This window comes from Streptomyces sp. YS415, assembly GCF_023544665.1.
GTDB lineage: Bacteria > Actinomycetota > Actinomycetes > Streptomycetales > Streptomycetaceae > Streptomyces.
On sequence record NZ_JAMJFL010000002.1, the window covers coordinates 88,958 to 105,109 of the forward strand.

The 16,152-nt window shown below is 68.7% G+C and carries 20 protein-coding genes; 11 read left to right on the top strand and 9 right to left on the bottom strand.

The features are described 5' to 3' along the window. Nucleotides 1-98: 98 nt before the first annotated feature. From M8H82_RS03365 to M8H82_RS03400, 8 genes are all read right to left on the bottom strand, one after another. Entirely contained in the window at nt 99-737 is a 639-nt protein-coding gene (locus M8H82_RS03365; RefSeq protein ID WP_250070843.1) for a hypothetical protein, read from the bottom strand. A 46-nt stretch (nt 738-783) separates the two neighbouring features. Further along, nucleotides 784-1,416 (bottom strand): hypothetical protein, encoded by a 633-nt coding sequence (locus M8H82_RS03370; RefSeq protein WP_250070844.1) that lies wholly within the window; start codon nt 1,414-1,416, stop codon nt 784-786. Continuing rightward, on the bottom strand, nt 1,403-1,816 hold the full coding sequence (locus M8H82_RS03375; protein ID WP_250070845.1) for a hypothetical protein: 414 nt from the start codon (nt 1,814-1,816) through the stop codon (nt 1,403-1,405). Before M8H82_RS03375 ends, M8H82_RS03370 begins: the two co-directional genes overlap by 14 nt. A gap of 9 nt (nt 1,817-1,825) precedes the next feature. Beyond that, complete coding sequence (locus tag M8H82_RS03380) at nt 1,826-3,184, bottom strand: hypothetical protein (protein WP_250070846.1); 1,359 nt, start codon at nt 3,182-3,184, stop codon at nt 1,826-1,828. Between the two features lie 4 nt (nt 3,185-3,188). Next, entirely contained in the window at nt 3,189-3,488 is a 300-nt protein-coding gene (locus tag M8H82_RS03385) for a hypothetical protein (protein WP_250070847.1), read from the bottom strand. A 36-nt stretch (nt 3,489-3,524) separates the two neighbouring features. Further along, on the bottom strand, nt 3,525-4,616 hold the full coding sequence (locus M8H82_RS03390) for a hypothetical protein (RefSeq protein ID WP_374211618.1): 1,092 nt from the start codon (nt 4,614-4,616) through the stop codon (nt 3,525-3,527). Continuing rightward, entirely contained in the window at nt 4,613-5,284 is a 672-nt protein-coding gene (locus M8H82_RS03395) for a hypothetical protein (protein WP_250070849.1), read from the bottom strand. Before M8H82_RS03395 ends, M8H82_RS03390 begins: the two co-directional genes overlap by 4 nt. A 244-nt stretch (nt 5,285-5,528) precedes the next feature. Then, nucleotides 5,529-7,526 carry a hypothetical protein gene (locus tag M8H82_RS03400; protein ID WP_250070850.1) on the bottom strand — a complete coding sequence of 666 codons (1,998 nt, stop codon included), beginning with the start codon at nt 7,524-7,526 and terminating at the stop codon, nt 5,529-5,531. Nucleotides 7,527-8,009: 483 nt separating this feature from the next. On the opposite strand from M8H82_RS03400, the gene M8H82_RS03405 reads away from it, so the two are divergent. From M8H82_RS03405 to M8H82_RS03445, 9 genes are read left to right on the top strand one after another with little or no spacing between them, the layout of a single operon-like run. Beyond that, nucleotides 8,010-8,744 carry a hypothetical protein gene (locus M8H82_RS03405; protein WP_250070851.1) on the top strand — a complete coding sequence of 245 codons (735 nt, stop codon included), beginning with the start codon at nt 8,010-8,012 and terminating at the stop codon, nt 8,742-8,744. Between the two features lie 17 nt (nt 8,745-8,761). Further along, the gene (locus M8H82_RS03410) at nt 8,762-9,598 is read left to right on the top strand and encodes a hypothetical protein (protein ID WP_250070852.1); all 837 of its coding nucleotides are present in this window, start codon (nt 8,762-8,764) and stop codon (nt 9,596-9,598) included. Beyond that, nucleotides 9,595-10,902, top strand: coding sequence for a CpaF family protein (locus tag M8H82_RS03415; protein WP_250070853.1), 1,308 nt, complete (start codon nt 9,595-9,597; stop codon nt 10,900-10,902). Before M8H82_RS03410 ends, M8H82_RS03415 begins: the two co-directional genes overlap by 4 nt. Nucleotides 10,903-10,906: 4 nt before the next feature. After that, on the top strand, nt 10,907-11,878 hold the full coding sequence (locus tag M8H82_RS03420; RefSeq protein WP_250070854.1) for a type II secretion system F family protein: 972 nt from the start codon (nt 10,907-10,909) through the stop codon (nt 11,876-11,878). A gap of 11 nt (nt 11,879-11,889) precedes the next feature. Then, complete coding sequence (locus tag M8H82_RS03425; protein ID WP_250071132.1) at nt 11,890-12,798, top strand: type II secretion system F family protein; 909 nt, start codon at nt 11,890-11,892, stop codon at nt 12,796-12,798. A gap of 32 nt (nt 12,799-12,830) precedes the next feature. Beyond that, on the top strand, nt 12,831-13,082 hold the full coding sequence (locus tag M8H82_RS03430; protein WP_250070855.1) for a hypothetical protein: 252 nt from the start codon (nt 12,831-12,833) through the stop codon (nt 13,080-13,082). Nucleotides 13,083-13,108: 26 nt separating this feature from the next. Next, nucleotides 13,109-13,546, top strand: a complete 438-nt coding sequence (locus M8H82_RS03435) for a TadE family protein (RefSeq protein WP_250071133.1) — start codon at nt 13,109-13,111, stop codon at nt 13,544-13,546. Continuing rightward, nucleotides 13,546-13,986, top strand: a complete 441-nt coding sequence (locus M8H82_RS03440) for a TadE/TadG family type IV pilus assembly protein (protein WP_250070856.1) — start codon at nt 13,546-13,548, stop codon at nt 13,984-13,986. The genes M8H82_RS03435 and M8H82_RS03440 overlap by 1 nt, the downstream gene beginning before the upstream one ends. A gap of 29 nt (nt 13,987-14,015) precedes the next feature. Next, nucleotides 14,016-14,432, top strand: coding sequence for a Tad domain-containing protein (locus tag M8H82_RS03445; RefSeq protein WP_250071134.1), 417 nt, complete (start codon nt 14,016-14,018; stop codon nt 14,430-14,432). Between the two features lie 24 nt (nt 14,433-14,456). Here the strand turns inward: M8H82_RS03445 and M8H82_RS03450 are convergent, their stop codons facing one another. Next, nucleotides 14,457-14,792 carry a hypothetical protein gene (locus M8H82_RS03450; RefSeq protein WP_250070857.1) on the bottom strand — a complete coding sequence of 112 codons (336 nt, stop codon included), beginning with the start codon at nt 14,790-14,792 and terminating at the stop codon, nt 14,457-14,459. 72 nt (nt 14,793-14,864) lie between these two features. Here M8H82_RS03450 and M8H82_RS03455 point away from each other — a divergent pair, with 72 nt between their 5' ends. Both M8H82_RS03455 and M8H82_RS03460 read left to right on the top strand, forming a co-directional pair. Then, nucleotides 14,865-15,512, top strand: a complete 648-nt coding sequence (locus tag M8H82_RS03455) for a hypothetical protein (protein ID WP_250070858.1) — start codon at nt 14,865-14,867, stop codon at nt 15,510-15,512. A 2-nt stretch (nt 15,513-15,514) separates the two neighbouring features. Then, nucleotides 15,515-16,150 (top strand): hypothetical protein, encoded by a 636-nt coding sequence (locus M8H82_RS03460; RefSeq protein ID WP_250070859.1) that lies wholly within the window; start codon nt 15,515-15,517, stop codon nt 16,148-16,150. Nucleotides 16,151-16,152 lie beyond the last annotated feature (2 nt).

The following is a 16,152-nucleotide window of genomic DNA, read 5'->3' on the forward strand; positions in this document are numbered from 1 at the left end:
GAGCCGCGAGACCCGCGGCTCCTACCGGTGCAGTCAACGCAAGAACTTCCCAGGACCGAGATCAGCTCACGGCGGGAACCCGCCCCCGGCGGTTCCGGTCAATGGGCCGCACCAGGAAGCCGGAGCGTCCGCGCGAAGTCGTCCAGCGCCTCCAGTGCCGCGGCGATCACCTCCGGATCGTCGTGGTGCCCGCGGAGCATGACGTCGGGGAGGCCAGGCTGTGTGTGCCAGTGGTACGTCACCGAGGTCATCATGATGGTGCTGTCCGCAGGGTAGGAGCGCGTGACCCGGACCCCGTCCGCGCCCAGATGCGGAGAGTCGAACGAAATGCTGCCGGTCCGCTGCTGCCACTCGGGGATGTCGGGGTGCGGCACCGTGAGCGCGGTGATTCCCTCGCAGGAGGCAGCGTCACGGGCCTCGCAATGGATGCGGGTGGCGTGCACCACCAGCGGCATGTAGGTCAGTGGAACGGGGTGGTAGATGAACGCCTCGTCGGCCTGGAGCTTGTCCCGGAGCGTGACGATCGTCTGCTCGTAGAAGCTTTTGTGGAACCGGCGGAGTTTGCGGGTGAGTTCGACGCCGTGTGCGGCGGCCAGATCGGCCAGAGTCGCGTCCAGCCATTCTTTGAAGGTCTTCTTGTCCATCTGGAGCCAGAGATAGCCCCAGAGGCCCTTATTGGCATCCGTATCGACGTGAAGCACACCGAGGTCGGCGCTCCACAAGGTGCCTTCAGACATGAGCGGTCCCTTTCATCGGGGCGCGGGTAGTGGGGCGGTGGTGCCATCAGGCGTAGGCCCAGCGGAAGGTGCCCATCACGGCATCGAACAACTCCACGAGGGTGTCGTAGAAGGCGGGATTCGAGCCGGGCGCGATCAAGGCGCTGAAGGAGAAGGTGAGGTACTGATCGGGGGTGCTGTCCGGAACCGGAACGAGGTACTCGACCTGTCGGTGAGCGACATCGACGCCTTGGGCCGCGTCGGCGGGTACATCTCGCTCCGAGCGCAGCGCCGCGGTGTCGTCGAGTTCCCGCATTTCGGCACCGGGAGTCACGGAGGCGAGCGCGGTCAGAACTGCTTCCGGGCCGCTGTTGGGTTTGACCCGTGGAATCTCGATCGGCGCGGAGGCCACGATCGAGACGGGCAGCGCGACGCCGTGAAGGCGTTCGGTAGGGAGATATAGGGTCATTCCTCCTTTGGCGCTGGCTCGGCGGACGACCTTCTTCATCTCCTGAGTGAGCTTCAGCCGGGCCTTCGGAATGTCGTCCTTGGGAAAGCCGACGGGCAGTTGCGCCACGGCCTTGCGGACGATGCGGTCCATCGCTTCCTTGGTGCCCGTGTGCAGCGGAATCACGTCCCAGCCCGGCGGCGGCACCAAGTTGAAGCCGTTCGGGGCCCGCCGGTGTTCAGCGGTGGCCACGGTGCTCCCGCACTCCTTCCACTGCGTAGGCAACGCCAACGAAGAGAGCCCACGCCGGGGCGGCGATGATGCCCGGCCAGAAGCCGAGCATCAAAGAGGGCAGGAAGAAGCCGCCGCCCATGGCGAGATCTCGGGTGAGGTAGGGCGGTCGGCCTGCATACCGGGGGTACTTCGCGAAGACCCAGACATAGTGGAGGAGGCAGCCGATGATCCCGGCCTCATAGACGTATAGAACATCGTTCCTCAGAAATTTCGGCACGAGGATCATGATTCCGATCACCGGAAAGACTAGCGGCATTCCGATGAACAGAGTCAGCCTGAGCCGCCGGTTGGGGCCGGTGCCGAGTCCCGTGCGGGCGGCTTCGGCATCGGCGATGCGTTGCGCTGCGTACTGGTCCATGATCGCTCCTTACCAATGGGTGTCGGGGGCGGGTTTCAGGGTGTTGTCCTTCCAGTCGGAATAGCCCTCGTTGTACGGTTTTTCGCCGGTCCCGAGGTTTTCGTGTGTCCAGCTTGTCAGGTCGCTCTTGCCCAGCGTTTTGTCCATGACGTCCATCCCCATACCGGTCCACGCGACTCCGAGGCCCATCTGGTAGGACTTGTATGCCCTGTCTGCCGCGGCCCCGGCAGCCTCCGGGAAGGTGGCCTTGTTTGCCTTCAGCATCTTGGCCATTCCAGCCATTTCCTTGTCGCCGAGGTGCAGCAGGGTCGACAGCGGGCTGACCCGCAGAGGTCCCTTGGCCACTAGGCCCACGTTCTGGGAGATGGACTTGCGCATGTTGTTGCGGGCCGTGCGGACAACCTGTCGTCCCGCCCCTTCCGGCATTTTGGACATCAGACGTCCCATGTCGTCCATGATGCCCTTGACGCCGCTGAGCCCTCGGCTCAGGCCGGCGGTCCGGGCGGCCTGAGCGGCGCCCACGGTGGCCTTGGCGCCGCTGGCGAGCTTCGCGGCGGCCCTGATGCCACCCACGACGAGCAGCCCACCCACGACGTCGAAGATGACATCCGTCCAGGTGGCGTCACCGGATGCCACCAGCAAGAGTCTGAGTCCGATCGTGAGGAACGCGATGCCGAGGACGAGCCAGCCCAAGCCGGGAATGGCGAGCGCCAGAAAGCCGGCAAATGTCGCGACCCAGCCGAGAACATCGATGAAGGCCTTGATTGCGTCGGCATGGTCATGGACCCATCCCTTGATGTCGTCCCACCACGAGTCCTCGATCACGTCGTCGATCTCGTGGCGGATCTTGCCCGCATAGTGGCTTGCGCGGGTATCCCGGTTGCCGGTGATGGTGCTCAGCCGGGTGCGGTACTGCTGAAGGGGGTCGTCGTCGGGATGGTCGGTTCCGCTGGGTGAGGTCTGCGGACCGTCCTTGTCGTCGGAGCCGGACTTCTTGGCCTTGTCCGCCTCGATCTCGTCCTGCTTCTGCTTGGCCTGGTGCAGCACCTTGTCCGCGTCGGACTGGAAGTCTTCCAGCTCGTTCGACCACTTGGTCAGGTGGCCGTGCACACGCTCGTACCGTCCGGCCACCTCCCGCATGTGCTTCTCCAGCGTGGACGACTCCTCGCGCAGGGCCTTTACGTACTTGCCCTTGAGGGTCTCGTCGTCGCTGATCGCCTTGAGGTTCTTGGCCTGGTCCCGGAGCTTCTCGGCCACCGAGATCATGTGTTTGACCTCGGCGCGGATCTCTTCCGGATCGCCGGGTACGGGGTCGGATTCGCAGAGTGGTTGCCAGTCCACCGGACGGCGCTTGGATGTCGGTGTCACGGCGTCACTTCTTCTGCTTCGTCTTGTTTGCCTTGGCCAGCTCTTCGTCGAGATCCTCGAATGCCTTCTTGCTGCTGGCGACGAGCTTGCCGACGGATTCAATGGACTCGACGAGTCTGGTGCGATAGTCGTCCCAGTTGTCGACGAATTTCTTCATGGCCCCGGCGACGTCACCGGAGCCCCAGTGCTCCTTCATGTCGTCGCGCCGGTCCTCAAGATCCTCGAATGTCTTCTTGAGCTGACCCAGCTTCTTCTCGGAGTCCATGAGGAAGTCGTAGTCAACTGTCAGGTCCGGATCTGCCACCGGTTGCTCCCTATGTGCACTTCAGTACTTCCGCAACTATCGGTTGACGGCCTGGATTTCCTGGACCGTGATGGCCTGGTCGTTGCCGAAGGTGCCGTTCGGGAGGTCTCCGCCCGCGCCGCCCGCGCCGCCCGTGCCTGTCCAGGTGATTTCCCAGGTGATCGTGGCCTGGAGGTTGAAGGTGCCGTTGCCCGAGGAGCGGAGGTATTTCAGGCCGCAGGGTGGGGTCTTGTCGGCCTTGCCCTTGGCGTACGGCTCGCCGATGGAGCCGTCGGCGTTGATGACGCACTCGCCTGATGCCGGGTAGGTCTCGGCGTCTTCCGTGCCCGGCTGCAGTTTCAGGGCTACCGGCTTGGCCGTGGTCGTGGCCTGGAGGTTGAAACCGGGGGCGTTGATGGCGGCCGTGGCCTGGACCTCGTCGAAGACGGCCTTGTCGAGCCAGGCCCAGGTCGGCAGATTCACCTTGGTGACCGCCTCGGGGGCCAGGGTGACCTCGGTGTCCGGCAGCTCCATGTGCTGATAGGCGAGGGCCGCGAGGATCTGCGGGGTGATCGCCTGTTCGTACTGGGGCGGCGGGGCCTCGCCGTTCTCGACCCAGAACGGGAGGTCGTTGCAGGAACTGCGCTTGAGCAGGTCGGGCTCGTCCGGGTTCTCCACGGCGGCCCAGAACATGCCCTTGCCGTCGTTCTCGACGTTGTAGTCCTTGTAGCCGGGGGTGTCGGTCCAGCCGTACTCGTCCTCGTAGTGGCGCTGCAACTCGCTGAGCGCGGCGCCGGCGTGGCCGCCCATGCCGGGTGCGTTCAGCTGGCCCTCGATGTCCTTCGACATCTTTTCCTTGAAGTCCTTGGCGCCGAGGTAGGGGGCGTACCAGCAGGGCGGGGGCGTCCAGTTGACGTCGGCGGGGGTGACGTTTCCGGTGCCGCCGCCCTTGGCGACCGAGCCGGAGTACGTGATCCGTGCGGCGGCGTAGATGCCGTTCTTGTCGCTTCCCCCCGTCTCTTCCGCGCCGTCGCCCTTGCCGTAGTCCACCGGTTCCGCGGCGGAGTTGGTTGCCGTGAGGAGGACGGTGCTGATCGCGATGGCCAGGGCACCGCTGGCACCGAGGAGCGTACGCAGCGATCGGTTCACTGGCACTGCTCCGCTCCGGTCTCCACGAATACCTTGGATGCCTGCCACAGACCGTCACCTGTGGGAACCTTGACCATGATGATCTTGTAGTGTCCGAAGTCCTTGAGGCTGGGCTCGGTCTTCAGGACCTTCCCTGTCTTGACTTCCTTGCCGTAGAACTTGCTGGCATCCGAGCAGAACGCGACTTCCACCGAGCTGCCGTTCGAGGCGGACCGAGTGGTGGCGTCATAGTGGCGTCGGGTCCCGGTGGCGGTCCAGCCACCCTTGATCCACTCGTTGATCTGCACTTGGCCGTAGCGGAGCCCGTCGCCGGTGCCGTAGGCAGTCAAGGCTGCGTCCTTGGTCGTGCGCTTATCGACACCCCGGTAGATGGCGCGGAGGAAGTTCGCCGCATCATCCATCGCCGCCGCCTCGTTCTCCCCCTCCGGCCGAGCCCAGTCGAAGACCAGCTTCATATCCTTCGGCAGGGACACATCCACCCCGTCCGGCCTGTCCTGCGCCGGTGCCCCGGAAGGCTGCGCCGACTTCGTCGGCTTGCCCGTGTTCTGTTCGGCGCCGGCGATCTTGTCGTTGGCGCTGGACTTGTCGTCCTCGCTGCCACACGCTGTCAGCAGCAGAGCCGCCGTCGTGGCGAGCGCGGCAGCAACGGGCAAAGAGCGGCGCTTCACAGTGGACTCCCCGTGGGATACAGATGCAGTTGGGAGCACTGACGGTATCTGTGGGGCTGGTCGGTTCGCCAGGCGGAACGTGCCCTGTGAGGTGGGCGTTCAGGAAACATCTGGTGCAAATCGTGCGCCGTGTGTGTCCTGAATCGTATCCGGTGGGGAGTGACGTCGGTCTCGGGCGGCGGGGGCGATCCGGGTTGAGTCCGGCGTGCCCGCTTCGCGGAAGCTACGAGTTACTAGTTACGGGTTACGGAACGCTCGCCGACTCCCGCACCCGCTCGATCAGCCGCCGAACGCCCTCGGGTACGGCCGTCAGCAGCTCGTCCGCCTCCTCGTACGGCACCCGGGCGCCTCCGCTGGTGGGGAGGTTGAGGATCCGGGTGTGCAGGTCGGCCGGCGTCGCGATCGCCGTATCGCGGCACAATCCGCACACGTGCAGCAGCCGCCGCTGCCTGCCCTGGGCGGAGACCCGTACATGGTGGCGGGTGACCGCCGGGCCGTGCAGGGGGTTGACCGCGCAGCAGCGGTTGTAGCCCGTGCCTGCCAGGGCGGCGCGGCCCGCCCGGGCCAGTACGATCACCGCCACCAACGTGGCCGCGGACGTCGCGGAGTCCTCGATCCTGCCCGCGTCCCCGTCGAGGAGCAGCAGCGCCGCGTCGAGGCTGTCCGCCGGCCGTCGGTCCGTCGCCGTCACGCCGGTCGACGCGTCGAAGTCGCGGGTCAGCGCGCGCAGTTCGACTCGGGCCGTGCTCCGCAGGTACGTCATCGGCGGCTCGGTCGGCGACACCTCCGGGAGCGAAGCCGTCGGCAACGGCCCGGGCCGCAGGCGCCGCAGCACCCTCCGGGTGACCGCCACGACGGCCACCACGAGTCCGAACGCCGCCCCCGCCGCGAGCGTCCCCATGAACAGTCCGGGGGTGAAGTCGGTCCCGAACAGGGGCGGGAGGTCGTCCTCGGTGACGGGGTCCGTGACCGGGTACGGATCGCCGGAACTCTCGGGCCGGTCCGTGCGCGGGGCCTTGTCGAGGACCGTCATCAGGGCGTCGAGGCGATCGCCGAGCAGGTGGTCGTCGGCTTCCTCTGCCCTGTCGTCGCCGTAGGTGATGGACTCCGGGAGGTCGAAGAGGAGGTCGAGGCTGTCCAGCCGGAGGCCGTGGTTGAAGATCTCGATGGAGCCGTACAGCGGGTCCGCGACGACGTACACGCCGTCCTCGCCCAGCTTGTCGTGGAGCGCGGACGCGAACGCCTCCTCGTCCCCCTCGGACTCGTCCGCCGGCAGCTGCGGTACGACGGACACGTAGACCGGCCCGCCGCCCTCGGACTTCCGGAACTTCTCGATACGGCCGTGCAGGCGCGCGAGTTGCGCCGCGTCCAGGACCCGAGGGCTCTCGGGGTCCGTGTACACCGGGTCCTCGGCCAGGCCCTGGGCGACCCGGTCGAGGCGGGCGTTGAGGTCCATCGCCCGGGGGCGGGGGGAGGCGCTCGACGTGGTCTGGTCGAAGGCCGCCGTGGCGATCAAGGGGACGGTGAGCGCGGCGGCCAGCGCAACGGCCGGGACCAGCCAGCGGTGCCTGGGCTTGCCCTTCCGGCCGCGCAGCCGGCGCACGTACGGGGCCAGCAGCAGGATCAGCAGCGGTACGCCCGTGAGCAGCATCCCGGTCAGGAAGGACTGGTTCTCCCGGTCGGACGGCCCGATGTACATCTCCTCGGGCTCGTCGTCGCCGTACTTCTCCCGGGCCGCCTCCGCCCGGTCCGCGGCCTTTTCAGCGCCGCCGGCGATGACCTCCGCGAACAGCTCGAACTCGCGCAAGGGGCCGGCGTCGTAGGGGAGTTCGTAGAGGCAGACCGTCAGGGCGTCGTCCACCGGGGCGCTGACCCCGAAGGCGGCGGCGTGCGAGGCCGTCGACTCGTCGAGGAGGACGTACACCCCGTCCCGGCCCAGCCGGTCGTGCACCGCGCCGAGCAGGGCCTCGCCGTCCCCCGCAAGGCCGGGCAGGACCAGGACGTACGTCGGTACGCCTGTGTCCTTCGCCACCCGCTCGAAGTCGCGGGTCATCGACTTCGGGACTTCCCGGGGGAGCTGGTCCGAGACGTACACCGGGCTCTCGCGGAGACGGTCGGCCAGGTAGGCCGCCTGGGAGTCGGCGCGGGCGGGAGTCGCTGCGGCAAATCCCGCGAACAGGGCGGTCAGGACGGAGAGCACGAGCAACGTCCGTACCCGCAGCGCGAATTGCCTCACACCCACTGTCGCCTCCCCGTACAAGCCCCGCAGTTCACCGCGGCACTCTACTCAGCGCTTCGCTGCTGCCGCCGGTTCACCCACAGGTGTGCAACGGCCGCAGCCCGATCCCGCGCCCACCCGCGTGAGCGAATCGTGCAGGCCTGATGAGTGACGCGTGAGGAACCTCCCGGGCGGGGCGGGCCGCCCCGCCCGCGTCGGCTTCGCGGCCGCACAGGCAGGTGCGGGATCCGGGGCCTTGCACCACTGGGTGACCAGGGGCTTCCGTTGCAGGTGAGTAACAGTCCAGCCACCGATCCCCACGGGGCCGGACGCGTCTTGAGGGGCTTATGAGCGGCTGATACGGTGCCATGGCTTGACACTCACCCCAGCTGCTGACTATCCGCGCAGACCGCGACGATGAGGCGGGATGCCGGGTGAAGTGTCCGGAAATGCAAAGAATTTGACAGTCGTGGCAGACAATTTCTTGGGTGTACGGGGAGCGGTTGCGTGAAGATCCAAGAGCGTACGGGGGCGGGCGCTGGGCGTTCCGCCGCTCCGGCTCAGCCGTCGGTCGGCGATCGGCTTCCCACCCCTCCTCGCGAGCGCAAACCCGCGCTGGCCGCACTGGCGGTGCTGCTGATCCTGGTCGGCGCGCTCGGCGCGACCATGCTCGTGCTGCAGGCCGGTGACCGGATCGAAGTCGTCAAGGTGACGGGGGAGATCCAGGCCGGTGAGTCGGTGGGCGACAACATCACTTCCGTGCTGGTCGCCGACGACGACAGCATCAACTACGTCCAGTGGAAGGACCGGGCCGCTCTCGAGGGCTACAAGGCCAAGTCCACGATCTACAAGGGCACCCTGGTCATCGGCGAGATGCTCACCAAAGAGACGGGCGTGACCCAGGGCAAGGCCACCGTCGGCCTCTCCCTCAAGGCCGGCCAGTATCCGGCCGGTCTGAAGGCGGGCGACACCGTCGCCGCCTACCGCGTCGGCACCACCGGCGGCAGCTCCAACTCCGACTCCAACGACCAGGACAGCAGCGGCTCCGCCGCCGGCGGCAACGACACCCTCATCGTCGACCAGGCCACCGTCACCTCCGTGCCGGGCGCCGGCGGCGAGGACATCGTCGCCAGCAGCAACCTGGCCGTGACTCTCACCGTCGACGCTGACAAAGCCGCCCTCCTGGCCCAGGCCGCCTCCAACAACGAAGTGGCCCTCGTGCTCGTCCCCGGCAGCAACTAGAAGGCGGCACACCACCCATGGCGCTCATCGCTCTCGCCGCCGACAAGGGTTCCCCCGGCGTCACCACCGCGGCCGTCGCCCTCTCGGCGGTCTGGCCGCGTCGCGTCCTGCTCGCCGAGACCGACCCGGCGGGCGGTGACCTGGTGTACCGCAGTGCCGCCGCGCACGGCGGGCCGCTCAACCCGAACACCGGCATGCTGTCCATAGCCGCGACCGCGCGACGCGGCCTCGTGCCCGACCAGCTCTGGGACCACGTCCAGCCGTTGAGCGGCGGGCTCGAAGTCCTCGTCGGACTCGGCATCGCCGAGCAGGCCGCCGGACTCGCCGGGCTGTGGCCCACCCTCGGGCGCGCCTTCTCGGCCCTCGCCGACTCCCCGCACGCGCCCGCCGACGTCATCGCCGACTGCGGCCGGATCAGCGGCGACACCCCGGCCGTGGAACTCTTCCCGCACGCCGCCCTCGTCCTGCTGATCAGCCGTACCGAACCCGAGGCCATCGCCCGGGTCCGGGACCGCGCCGCCGCCCTCGCCACCAAGCTGCACGGCGGCCCGCGCGGCGCCGCGAGCCTCGCCACCCCGCTGATCGGCGTCGTGCTCATCGCCGACCCGGGCGACGCACCCAAGATCGCCGGCCAGGTCAACGACATGCTCGTGCACGCCCAGACCGGCGCCCGGGTCGTCGGCACCATCGCCGAGGACCCCAGCGGCGCCGACCAGCTGGCCGGCCGCAAGCGCGGACGCCTCGACAAGTCGCTGCTGATCCGCTCGGCCCGCAAGGTCGCGGCCGACATCTACCAGCAGTACGGCGCCGCATGGGCCCACCAGGCGCAGCTGGACGGCGGCCCGGCTCGATGAGCGCTGTCGATCATCAGCTGGTCAAGCGGTTCCGGCAGGAGGCCGGCGACCGCATCTCCGAACAGCGCCGCCTGGACCAGGTCAGCGGTGTCACCCCCATGTCCAGCGAGGACGAGCGGCAGTACGCCCGTGCCGTCATCGCCCAGATACTGGAGGAGTACGCCCGCACCGAGATCAACGCCGGGCGCACCCCGCTGGACGCGGAGACCGAGGAGCAGTACGCGGCGGCCGTGCACGCGGCGCTGTTCGGGGTGGGGCGCCTGCAGCCGCTCCTCGACAACCCCGAGGTCGAGAACATCGACATCAACGGGTGCGACCAGGTCTTCGTCGGCTACAGCGACGGCCGGGAGGTCAAGGGCGACCCGGTCGCGGAGACCGACGAGGAGCTCATCGAGCTCATCCAGGTGCTCGGCGCGTACTCCGGTCTCTCCTCCCGGCCCTTCGACTCCGCCAACCCCCAGCTCGACCTGCGGCTTCCCGACGGCTCCCGGCTGTCGGCCGTCATGGACGTCGCCCGGCGGCCCGCGCTGTCCATCCGTCGCGCGCGCATGGGCAAGGTCTTCATCTCCGACCTCGTCGGCAACGGCACGCTGACCCCCGAGGTCGGCCACTTCCTCGCCTGCGCGGTCCGCGCCCGCAAGAACATCATGATCGCGGGCGCCACCAACGCCGGTAAAACCACGCTGCTGCGGGCCCTCGCCAACGAGATCCCGGGCCATGAGCGCCTGATCACCGTCGAGCGCGCCCTGGAGCTCGGGCTCGACACCTTCCCCGAACTCCACCCGAACGTCGTGGCGTTCGAGGAGCGGCTGCCCAACTCCGAGGGCCAGGGCGCCATCACCATGGCCGAACTGGTCCGCCGCAGCCTGCGCATGAACCCCTCCCGGGTCATCGTCGGTGAGGTCCTCGGCGACGAGATCGTGACCATGCTCAACGCGATGTCGCAGGGCAACGACGGCTCGCTGTCCACGATCCACGCCAACAGCTCCAGCGAGGTCTTCAACCGCATTTCCACCTATGCGCTGCAGGCGACCGAGCGACTGCCCATCGAGGCCAGCCAGATGCTGATCGCGGGCGCGGTGAACTTCGTCGTCTTCATCCAGCGGCGCAACGACTACCAGACCGGCGGCCGCCTCCAGCGCATGGTCACCTCCATCCGCGAGGTCAACGGCGTCGACGGCCGCGTGCTGTCCAGCGAGGTCTTCGCCGAGGCGCCCGACGGCCGGGTCGTACCGCACGCACCGCTCGCCTGCCTGGAGGACCTGATGGCGCACGGATACCGGCCCGCCGGAACATGGGGGTGAGCACATGAGTGAACTCGGTTCCATGGGCGGCCTCTTCTCCACCACCGTCCTGTACGCGCTCGCCTGCGGTGTCGCCGTCGGCGGCGGGCTCGCGCTGCTCCTGATCGCCGTACGCGGACTGCCCGCCAAGCCCGAGCACGAGAAGCAGCGGGCGAGCGAGCGCGCCAACGAACTGATCCGGTTCGCCGGTCAGCGCGGGTCGCTCGCCGCGGGCGTAGGACTGGTCGTCCTGCTGCTCACCCGGTGGGCGGTGCTCGGCATCGCGGCCGGCATCCTCGTCTTCTTCTGGGACCGGCTCTTCGGCGGGGCCGCCGAGGAGCGGGGCGCCATGAAGCGGGTGGAGGCGCTGGCCTCCTGGACGGAGTCGCTGCGCGACACCATCGCCGGCGCGGTCGGCCTGGAGCAGGCCATCCCCGCCTCGGCGCGGGCCGCGGCCCCGGTGCTGCGGCCGCACCTGGACGCGCTCGTCGACCGGCTGCGTTCGCGCACCCCGCTGCCCGACGCGCTCCAGCAGCTCGCCGACGAGATCGACGACGCCTCCGCCGACATCATCGTCGCGGCGCTCATCCTCAACGCCCGGCTGCGCGGACCCGGTCTGCGGCAGGTCCTCGGCGCGCTCGCCAAGTCCGCCCGCGAGGAGGTCGACATGCGCCAGCGCGTGATGGCCCAACGTGCGTCCACGCGGCGCTCGGTGCAGATCGTCGTCGCGGTGTCCGTGGCCTTCGTGCTCGGCCTGTCCGTCTTCAACCGCGAGTTCGTCGAGCCCTACGGCGACCCGGTCGGCCAGCTCGTCCTCGCCTGCGTCTGCGGCCTGTTCGCGCTCGGCTTCCTGTGGCTGCGCAAGCTGTCGACGATCGAGACACCGGAGCGCTTCCTGGTCCGCGACGAGGCGTCGGTGCAGTTCGTGCGCCCGCGGACGCCCGCCGGTCCGGCCCAGCAGTCGCCGTTCCAGCCGGAGGAGGGGGCACGCCAGTGAGCGATGTGACGATGCCGATCGTCGTCGGCGCGATCTTCGGACTGGGCGTCTACGCCCTCGTCCGCGCCCTGATGCCGACCAAGCGCAGTGCCGTCGCGCAGGTCGCGCGGATCGACGCGATGCGGGCGCGGGGTGCGGCGTACGAGTCGGCACGCACCAGGCAGGACACGGGCCGCCTCTCCTCGTCCCGGGCCGAAGTGGGCCGCCGGGTCGCCGAGTTCTACCTGCAGCAGGGCTGGGAGCAGCGCTCGCTGCGGGCGGACCTCGCGGTGCTGGAGCGCAGCTGGGAGAAGTTCCTGGCGACGAAGGTGCTGCTGGGGGTGGCGGGCCTGTTCTTCGGCCCGTTCCTGTTCGCGGTCGTCTGGACCCTCGGCTTCGGCAGCAGCCCGATCATCCCGGTCTGGCTGGCCCTGGTCTTCGCGGTCCTCTTCTTCTTCCTCCCCGATGTGGAGGTACGGCGGGACGCGGCCGACAAGCGGCGCGACCTGCGGCGGGTGATCGGCGCCTACCTGGACCTGGTGTCGATGAGCCTGGCCGGCGGACGCGGTCTGCCGGAGGCGCTGATGGCGGCGGCCGAGATCTCGGACGGCTGGGCCAACCAGCGCATCCGCAACGCCCTCGCCGACGCCCGGATCACCGGCACCAGCCAGTGGCAGGCGCTGGGTTCGCTCGGTGAGGAGCTGGGCGTGGAGGAACTGAAGGACCTGTCGGCGTCGCTGGCCCTGGTCGCCGACGACGGCGCGAAGGTCCGGGAGTCCCTCGCCTCCCGCGCCGAGACCATGCGGCACCGCGAACTCGCCGAGATCGAGGGCAGCGCGGGCGAGAAGTCCCAGTCGATGCTCGTGGCGCAGCTGCTGCTGTGCGCCGGCTTCCTGGTGTTCCTGATCTATCCGGCCGCTATGCGCGTGTTCCAGGTCTGACGCCGACCAACCCTCTGAAAGGACAACTGACCATGACCGAACGGAACTTCCGCACCGGTATCCCGGCGGTGGACTTCCTCGTCACCTTCCTCCAGGGCCGCGTGCAGCGCGCCCGCTCCGGCGAACTGGACCGCGGTGCCTCGGCCGTGGAGTGGGTCATCATCTCCGCGGTCGTCGTGGCGATCGTCGGCGTGGTCGCCGCGATCATCAACCGCGCGCTGGAGAGCGGCGCGGAGAACGTGGAGGACTGCATCGAGGGCGCCAGCGCGGCCGGCACCTGCTGACCATGGTGACGGGGGTGCAGCGACGTATGCGGGCGTGGGTACGCCGTAGACGGGAGGAAGCCGCCGTGCGCGGCGACTCCGGCATGACCGCGATCGAGTTCGTGCTGCTGACCCCCGTCCTGTTCTTCATGATCTTCGCGACCGTGCAGTTCGCGCTGTACTTCTTCGCCGATCACGTCGCCCAGGCGGCGGCCCAGGCCGGTGCCCGCAAGGCCCGAGCCACGGCGGACGCCCAGCCGGGCGGCTGGCGCGGCGAGGCCCGTACGGTCGTCGACAGCTACATCGACCAGCTGGGCCCGACGCTGGTGCTCTCGCCGGACGTGAGGATGCTCCAGCCGGAGCAGAACACGGTGGGCGTGGAGATCACCGCCAAGGTGCCGTCGGTCTTCCCGGGCCTGGACCTGACGGTGCACGCGCAGTCGGCGGGGCCGGTGGAGCGGTTCGTGCCGGAGGGGGAGAACTGATGCGGTCTCTGCGGGTGCGGTACCTCCGGGTGTGGTCCCTGCGGGAGGACCGGGGCCTGTCCACCATCGAGGTCGTGATCCTCGCCCCGGTGATGATGCTGTTCATCCTGGTGCTGGTCGCCTTCGGCCAACTCGTCGACGGGCGGGGCGCCCTGGACGGCGCCGCCCGGGACGCGGCCCGCGCGGGTTCCATCCAGAAGGACCACGGCACGGCGATGGCCGAGGCCCGCAAGGCGGCCGCCGCGAACCTGGCGGACGTGTGCTCGGGCCCGGTGACGGTGACGCAGACGAGCGCGGGCTTCGACCCGGAGGTGGACCCCCTCTTCTCGGTCCAGGTCAGCTGCGAGGTGCGGGGCCTGGCGATGCTCGGACTGGACATCGACCCGACGATGGACGCGACCTTCAGCTCGCCGCTCGATCCCTTCCGGAGGTCGGCGTGAGACGGTGGTTCTCGCAGGTCCGGGCGGGGATGGACGACCGGGGTTCGGGCGCAGGCGCGGTGATCATCTTCGCGCTGCTGTTCCTGTCCCTCGCGGCGTTCGTCATCGACGGGGGCATGTCCATCAGCAAGCGCGAGCGCGCGGCCGACATCGCGGAACAGGCGGCCCGCTACGCCGCCCAGGACATCGACCGCGAGGCCCTCTACGACAACGAGGGCGGCCCCGCGCCGATCAACTTCGAGAACTGCGACGCCCGCGTGAAGGCCTTCGCGCGCGAGATGGACATGACCGGCCCGGACATCGCGGCGACGCACTGCGTGGCGGCGGACGTGAACCAGGTGCAGGTACAGGTCCAGCTCACGTACTCCCCGGTGTTCACCGGCATGTTCTACGGCGGTGATGTGACCGTCCGCGGGGAGGCCGTGGCCGAGAACGAGGTCGGCTGACCGGGCTCAGCTCACGTCCCGGGCTCAGCCCTGGTCCTTCTTGGGCCGCTTGTCCTCGGTCTTCATCGCGTCGTTGACCTGCTTGGCGAGCTCGTCGTCGAGCTTCTTGAACTCGCGGACCACGGCGTCGGACATGCCCGCGAGGGCGTCGAGCTGCTGGCCGATGTCCTCGCGGCCGTCCTCCCAGTTGGACTCGAAGTCCCCGAGAGCGCTGTTGACGGTGCCGTCGCCGATGTCGTCCGCGTAGGCCTCGAACATCTTCTTGGTGTGGTTCATCCGGGTCTTGATGGACCGCAGCCGCCGCCCGTAGTCCTCCAGCTCGGTGAGCGGCAGCGAGAGATCGCTCTTGCCCTTGCCCATGTATTCGTCCCCCGACCGGTACTCGTAGGCTGATCGGCACCGTACATCGGATGAAGGGGGAAGGTCGACGTCATGGCCCGCTACATGGAGGCGCTCACGATCGAGCGCGGCGGCTTCCGGATCAAGGTCCCGGAATCGTGGTGGGAGTTCGACGTCCGCCCCGAGTCCCGCGACGACTCGATCCGCCGCATGGTGAACGACCGGGTGGCCGGCCACCCCGAGCTGGCCAAGTACCGCGACGCGTACACCGACTTCCTCCGCAAGGCCGCCGCCGACGCCTGGAAGTCCGGCGCCCTGTACTGCGGCTGCATGGCGGAGAGCTTCGGCGGCGAGACCCCGATCACGGGCTCGGTGACGGTGTCCCTGGTCGGCGGCCGCTCGCAGTCGGGCGAGCCCCTGTCCACGGACCCGTCGGTCATCGCGAGCCAACTGGCCGTCAAGGAGGCCAAGAGGGAGGGCGACTCCTGGCGCAAGGTGACCACGGTCGACATCCCGGGCGTGGGCCCGGCGGCCCGGACGTACGGCATCGAGGACATCGCCGTACCGGACGACGCCCTGAAGCGCACGATCCGGGCTGTGCTGATGCAGACGTTCATCCCGGTGCCGGGCCAGGAGGGGAAGGTGGCACTGGTGGCGGGGAGCAGCCAGGTGCTGGACCTGGCGGACTCGTTCTTCGACATCTTCGACGCGATCACTTCTACGTTCCGCTTCGCGGAGTAGGCATGACGGGCAGACCTGCGCCGGTTTCCGAGACAGGGCTCGCCTACGAGGTGTTCGCGCCGCTGTGGGGAATTCTGGAGCTGGCTGCGGTGTCCGCTACGGGGACGCGGACGCTCAGGGACGTTTCGCTCGTGAACTTCGTGCAAGTTCATCGGGCCCGGCTGGACGGCATTCTCGACACCGTCCGGATCATCGGAGACTTCTCGGCCGACACCATGTCCGTTTTCGAGCGGCAGGGTGGGTGGAGCGAGGGACGTGAGGTGACGGCCGAGTACCTGATGTTGTACTCGGGCTGTATCGAGCGCTATCCGCCTGACACTGACGACCCTCGCGTGCTGGGACGGATGGTGCGCATGGGGGGCGACCTTCAGCAGACCCTCCTCATGAACGCACTGGTGGGGACCGCCACCGTGCGCGGCCCTGGCTTGGAGGAGGCGCCGAGACTGATCGTCGATGTGGTGTGTCGGGCCGGTGAGTTGCTGGGTGGGGACGGCGAGCAGGAGGCCCGAGATGCCTTCCGGATGTGGCGGATCGCCTTCCTGCCGGATGCCCTGCGTCCGGACGCTGCGGCGCCGCCGGGGGTGAAGGAAGGGCTCAGGGCCTACGCCCATGCACTGGAGGGCCTGATTGACCCGTAGAC

What these genes read in the sequence shown, in the direction of transcription:
- M8H82_RS03365 (WP_250070843.1), bottom strand. Translation starts at nt 737, where the DNA reads ATGTCTGAAGGCACCTTGTGGAGCGCCGACCTCGGTGTGCTTCACGTC.
- M8H82_RS03375 (WP_250070845.1), bottom strand. Translation starts at nt 1,816, where the DNA reads ATGGACCAGTACGCAGCGCAACGCATCGCCGATGCCGAAGCCGCCCGC.
- M8H82_RS03410 (WP_250070852.1), top strand. Translation starts at nt 8,762, where the DNA reads ATGGCGCTCATCGCTCTCGCCGCCGACAAGGGTTCCCCCGGCGTCACC.
- M8H82_RS03415 (WP_250070853.1), top strand. Translation starts at nt 9,595, where the DNA reads ATGAGCGCTGTCGATCATCAGCTGGTCAAGCGGTTCCGGCAGGAGGCC.
- M8H82_RS03420 (WP_250070854.1), top strand. Translation starts at nt 10,907, where the DNA reads ATGAGTGAACTCGGTTCCATGGGCGGCCTCTTCTCCACCACCGTCCTG.
- M8H82_RS03425 (WP_250071132.1), top strand. Translation starts at nt 11,890, where the DNA reads ATGCCGATCGTCGTCGGCGCGATCTTCGGACTGGGCGTCTACGCCCTC.
- M8H82_RS03430 (WP_250070855.1), top strand. Translation starts at nt 12,831, where the DNA reads ATGACCGAACGGAACTTCCGCACCGGTATCCCGGCGGTGGACTTCCTC.
- M8H82_RS03435 (WP_250071133.1), top strand. Translation starts at nt 13,109, where the DNA reads ATGCGGGCGTGGGTACGCCGTAGACGGGAGGAAGCCGCCGTGCGCGGC.
- M8H82_RS03440 (WP_250070856.1), top strand. Translation starts at nt 13,546, where the DNA reads ATGCGGTCTCTGCGGGTGCGGTACCTCCGGGTGTGGTCCCTGCGGGAG.
- M8H82_RS03445 (WP_250071134.1), top strand. Translation starts at nt 14,016, where the DNA reads ATGGACGACCGGGGTTCGGGCGCAGGCGCGGTGATCATCTTCGCGCTG.
- M8H82_RS03450 (WP_250070857.1), bottom strand. Translation starts at nt 14,792, where the DNA reads ATGGGCAAGGGCAAGAGCGATCTCTCGCTGCCGCTCACCGAGCTGGAG.
- M8H82_RS03455 (WP_250070858.1), top strand. Translation starts at nt 14,865, where the DNA reads ATGGCCCGCTACATGGAGGCGCTCACGATCGAGCGCGGCGGCTTCCGG.
- M8H82_RS03460 (WP_250070859.1), top strand. Translation starts at nt 15,515, where the DNA reads ATGACGGGCAGACCTGCGCCGGTTTCCGAGACAGGGCTCGCCTACGAG.